4 protein-coding genes and 1 pseudogene are annotated in these 4,317 nt (G+C 73.0%); 4 read left to right on the top strand and 1 reads right to left on the bottom strand.

Features of this window, described 5'->3' with window-relative positions; all coding sequences use genetic code 11:
• Positions 1-125: 125 nt before the first annotated feature.
• A complete protein-coding gene (locus G3I40_RS28040) occupies positions 126-617 on the bottom strand; it encodes a MarR family winged helix-turn-helix transcriptional regulator (protein ID WP_164305160.1) in 492 nt (163 codons plus the stop codon).
• 311 nt (positions 618-928) lie between these two features.
• Between G3I40_RS28040 and G3I40_RS28035 the strand changes: the two genes are divergently transcribed.
• The 4 genes and pseudogenes from G3I40_RS28035 to G3I40_RS28020 form a co-directional block, all read left to right on the top strand.
• Positions 929-2,380: an MFS transporter gene (locus G3I40_RS28035; RefSeq protein ID WP_203644902.1), complete on the top strand. Its 1,452-nt coding sequence runs from the start codon at positions 929-931 to the stop codon at positions 2,378-2,380.
• Between the two features lie 89 nt (positions 2,381-2,469).
• Positions 2,470-2,919: pseudogene (locus tag G3I40_RS28030) on the top strand (pyridoxamine 5'-phosphate oxidase family protein).
• Between the two features lie 43 nt (positions 2,920-2,962).
• Entirely contained in the window at positions 2,963-3,526 is a 564-nt protein-coding gene (locus tag G3I40_RS28025; RefSeq protein ID WP_164305156.1) for a GNAT family N-acetyltransferase, read from the top strand.
• A 260-nt stretch (positions 3,527-3,786) separates the two neighbouring features.
• The coding region (locus G3I40_RS28020) for an MFS transporter (RefSeq protein WP_164305162.1) at positions 3,787-4,317 on the top strand (531 nt) is incomplete at its 3' end.

Raw genomic sequence — 4,317 nt, 5'->3', positions numbered from 1 at the left:
CGTTCGCTGCCGCTTAGGGTTCGCTGCCGCTTAGGGGGTGTGGACGCGCCCCACCACGGCCCGGCCCGCAGCGACGTGCCCCGCGGCGAGGTGCCCCACCTCGGCCCACCGCGGCACGGCCCGCGCTACCCCCGCTGCCGCGCCCTGCGCGCCGGTGCCGCGCTCGGTGCCGGGGTGTTCAGATGCCCCTGCGCCAACTGGTTCATCAGGCGCAGGAACGTCTTCCGGTCCTCCGGCGGGAACGAGGACAGCGCCTCCTCGTGCACCCGGTCCACGATCTCCTGACTCCGCGCGGCGACCCGCGCGCCCTCGGCCGTCACCGCGATGATCCGCGCCCGTCGGTCCGTGCTGGACGGCCTGCGCTCGGCGAGGGCGGCCTTCTCCAGGGCGTCGACCGTCACCACCATCGTCGTCTTGTCCATGTCGCCGATCTCGGCCAGCTGGTTCTGGGTGCGCTCCTCCTCCAGCGCGTGCACCAGTACGCAGTGCATCCGCGCCGTCAGCCCGATCTCGGCGAGCGCCGCCGCCATCTGCGTACGCAGCACGTGGCTGGTGTGGTCCAGCAGGTACGAGAGGTCGGGGCTGGTCCGGGTGGGCGCGGGCGTCATGGCGGTCATGGCGTCCAGGGTAGTTCACGATTGGTTCCGAGAGATATCGTCTGCAACAAAACTATCTGCTACGGTCGTGTTGTCGTCGCCGCCCGGTAGGGGCGGCGGCCCGACTCCGGAGGCTCGCTGCCGTGTCCGCCGTATCCGATGAATCCACTGAGCTCGACGAATCCACCGAGTCCGCTGAGTCCGACGAGTCCGCTGAGTCCTCAGGGTCCGTCGTGTCCGCCGTGCCCGCTGCGTCCCCGGGGTCCGTCGTGTCCGCTGCGTCCCCGGGGTCCGTCGTGTCCGCCGTGCCCGCCGCGTCCCGTCCCGGGCGCATGCGCTCGCGCTGGCTCGCTCTCGGCGTCATCGCCACCGGGACCCTGATGATCATCCTCGACGGTTCCATCGTCACCGTCGCCATGCCCGCCATCCAGGACGACCTCAACTTCACGCCCACCGACCTGAGTTGGGTGGTGAACGCCTACCTCATCGCGTTCGGCAGCCTGCTCCTGCTCGCCGGGCGCCTCGGCGACCTCCTCGGCCGCAAGCGGATGTTCTTCGCGGGCACCACCGTGTTCACCGCCGCCTCCCTGCTCGCGGGGCTCGCCACCAGCCCCTCGGTGCTGCTCGCCGCCCGGTTCCTGCAGGGCGTCGGCAGCGCCATGGCCGCCGCGGTCGGGCTCGGCATCCTCGTCACCCTCTTCACCGACCCGCGGGAACGGGCCCGCGCCATAGGGGTGTTCAGCTTCACCGGCGCCGCCGGGGCCTCGATCGGGCAGGTGCTCGGCGGCGTCCTCACCGATGCCCTCGACTGGCACTGGATCTTCTTCATCAACCTGCCCATCGGCGCCGCCGTCCTCGCCCTCGCCGTGCCCGCACTCCCCGCCGACCGCGGCCTCGGGCTGCGCGCCGGAGCCGACGCCTGGGGTGCGCTGCTGATCACCGGTGGCCTGATGCTCGGCATCTACGGCGTCGTCAAGATCGAGGAGTACGGGGCGGGTTCGGGCCGCACGCTCGCGCTGATCGGGGGCTCGCTGGCGCTGATCGCGGCGTTCGTCGTGCGCCAGGCCCGGGCGCGCACCCCGCTGATGCCGCTGCGCATCCTGCGCTCGCGCACCGTGGTCGGCGCCAACGTCACCCAGGTCCTCACCCTCGCCGCGATGTTCGCCTTCCAGGTCCTCGCCGCGCTCTACATGCAGAACGTGCTGGGCTACGGGGCCCTGGAGACCGGCCTCGCCATGCTGCCCGCCGCCGTCATGATCGGGGCGGTGTCGCTGGGGGTCTCGGCGCGGCTCGCGGCCCGGTTCGGGGAGCGGCGCGTCCTGCTGGGCGGTCTCGTGCTGCTCGCCGGCGCCCTCGGGTATCTCGCGCGGGTGCCCGTGCAGGGCGCGTACGTTCCTGATCTGCTGCCCGTCATGCTGCTGGTCTCCGGCGGCGGCCTCGTCCTCCCGGCGCTGGCGGGGCTCGGCATGTCCGCCGCGGGGGAGGAGGACGCGGGCCTGGCCTCCGGCCTGTTCAACACCACGCAGCAGATCGGCATGGCACTCGGCGTCGCCGTCCTGTCCACGCTGGCCGCGGCCCGCACCACATCCCTGACCCAGGGCGGGAGTTCGGCGGACGTCGCGCTCACCGAGGGGTACCGGCTCGCGCTCGTCGTCGGTGCCGGACTGATCGGCGCGGCGTTCGTGGTCGCCCTCCTGGTGCTGCGGCGCCCCGCGCCGACGACACCCCGGGCTCCGGAACCGGAACCGGCGCCCGCCGCCACCCGTCCGGTGACCGCGGCCTGATCGGCGGACCTATCCCGCTCACCCTTGATGACGCCTACTGAGCCCTTGGCGCCTTTACCGCCCCTGCCGAACCGTCGAAGGAGAACGCCATGTCCGGCCCCGCGCCCCGGTCCCTCACCGATGCCGAGCTCCAACAGATCTTGCGAGAAGGGCAGTTCGGGACGCTCGCCAGTGTCCGCAGCACCGGACATCCCCACCTGTACACCGTCCTGTACCACTAGAGCCCCGACGAGCGGACGCTGCGGATCTCCACGACGGAGGGGCGCCTCAAGCCGCGCCAGTTCCGCGCCGATCCGCATGCCGCGCTGCACGTGAGGCGCGACGACTTCGCCTTCGCCGTCGCGGAGGGGGAGGCCGAGGTGGCCGGGCCGACCGTCCGGTCCGGGGATGCCGTGGGCCGCGAACTCCTCTCGATAGCAGGGGATTTCGTGCCGGAGGGCGGCAGCGAGGAGTTCCTCGCGGAGCTGGTCGCCGAGCGGCGGGTCGTCATCAGGATCAAGGTGGCGCGGCTGTACGGCACGGCACTCGACGTCGGATGAAATCCGATGGACCCGGGCGACCGCCGTCCCTACGGTGCGGCGCATGACTCTGGTTGACGTGCACCTGCGCCCCGCCCGCCCCGACGACGCCGAGACCGTGGCCCGGCTGCACGCCGATAGCTGGCGGCGGCACTATCGGGGCGCGTACGCAGACGCGTTTCTCGACGGGGACGTGGTCGCCGACCGGCGGGACGTGTGGACGGGGCGGCTCGGCTCGGTGCCGGCCCACGGGGTCACGATCCTCGCTGAGGCCGGCGGGGAGAGCGGTGCGCTCGTCGGGTTCGTCCACGTCGTCCTCGACGACGACGCCCGCTGGGGGAGTCTGGTCGACAACCTCCATGTCACACATGAGCTGAGGGGCAGGGGACTGGGGCGGATCCTGCTGACCAGCGCCGCCGCGGCCGCCGCCGAGCGGGCGTCCGGGGCGGGCCTGTACCTGTGGGTGCAGGAGCAGAACACGGCGGCGCAGGGCTTCTACCGCGCGATGGGCGGCCGGGACGTCGAGGCCGCGCCGATCGCGCCGCCGGCCGGGGAGCCGCGGTGGCTGAATGGGGCGCCGCGGAAGCTGCGGATCGTGTGGGAGGACGCCAAGGAGGTGGGGGCGTAGGCCAGTTGAGTCGTTGGCGGGGCGCGTGGCTGGCTCAGGGCGCGCGCTCCGCCCCACGGAGAGAACCCGTGGCGTGGGCTCCGCTCCACCGGGGAAAACCCGTGGCGGGGTGCGTGGATTGGTGCATACCTTTGCTGATCGTGACGTGCCCCGACCCTGCCTCCGCAGCCGCCGAGTCCTCCTCCGCCGCAGGTACTTCCTCCCCCTCCGGGCTCTTCTCCCGTACGTACCTGCCCGCCACCGCCAGTTTCGCGGCGGTGATGTTCCTGACCGGGTTCGCCGCGCTCGCCGTGATGCCGCTGCTGCCGGTGGCCGCCCGGGACCTCGACGGGGTCGGGCTCTATCCGCTGGTCGCGGGCGCGTTCGTCGCGGCGAGCCTGCTCGGCGGGGTGCTCGGCGGGTCCTGGGCCGACCGGAGGGGAGCGCGGGCCCCGCTCACCGCGGGCGTGGTGCTCACGGTCGCCACCCTGCTGATCTCCGCGACCAGCACCACCATCTGGCAACTGGCGCTGGGACGTTTCACGGACGGCATCGCGGCGGGCCTGGTCGCGGTCTCCGTCAACGCGGCCGTCGGCCAGTCGTTCCCCGACCGCGTGCGCGCCCGGGTCCTCGCCCTCATGAGTGCCTGCTGGATCGTCCCGTCGCTGGTGGGGCCGCCGCTCGCGGGCCTGGTCGCGCAATGGGCGTCGTGGCGAGCGGTGTTCTTCGGGCTCGCGGCGCTGACCGTGCTCCCCGCGCTGGCGGCCGTGCTGTTGCTGCGCGGGCGGGCGCCTCGGGCCGGCGCCGTGTCC

This window comes from Streptomyces sp. SID14478, from assembly GCF_010548525.1.
Lineage (GTDB): Bacteria > Actinomycetota > Actinomycetes > Streptomycetales > Streptomycetaceae > Streptomyces.
Note: the sequence above shows the minus strand (reverse complement) of the source record. Positions and strands in the feature narration are given on the sequence as shown.

Coding starts and splice junctions, on each gene's coding strand:
- G3I40_RS28035 (WP_203644902.1), top strand. CDS start 929: ATGCGCTCGCGCTGGCTCGCTCTCGGCGTCATCGCCACCGGGACCCTG.
- G3I40_RS28025 (WP_164305156.1), top strand. CDS start 2,963: ATGACTCTGGTTGACGTGCACCTGCGCCCCGCCCGCCCCGACGACGCC.
- G3I40_RS28040 (WP_164305160.1), bottom strand. CDS start 617: ATGACCGCCATGACGCCCGCGCCCACCCGGACCAGCCCCGACCTCTCG.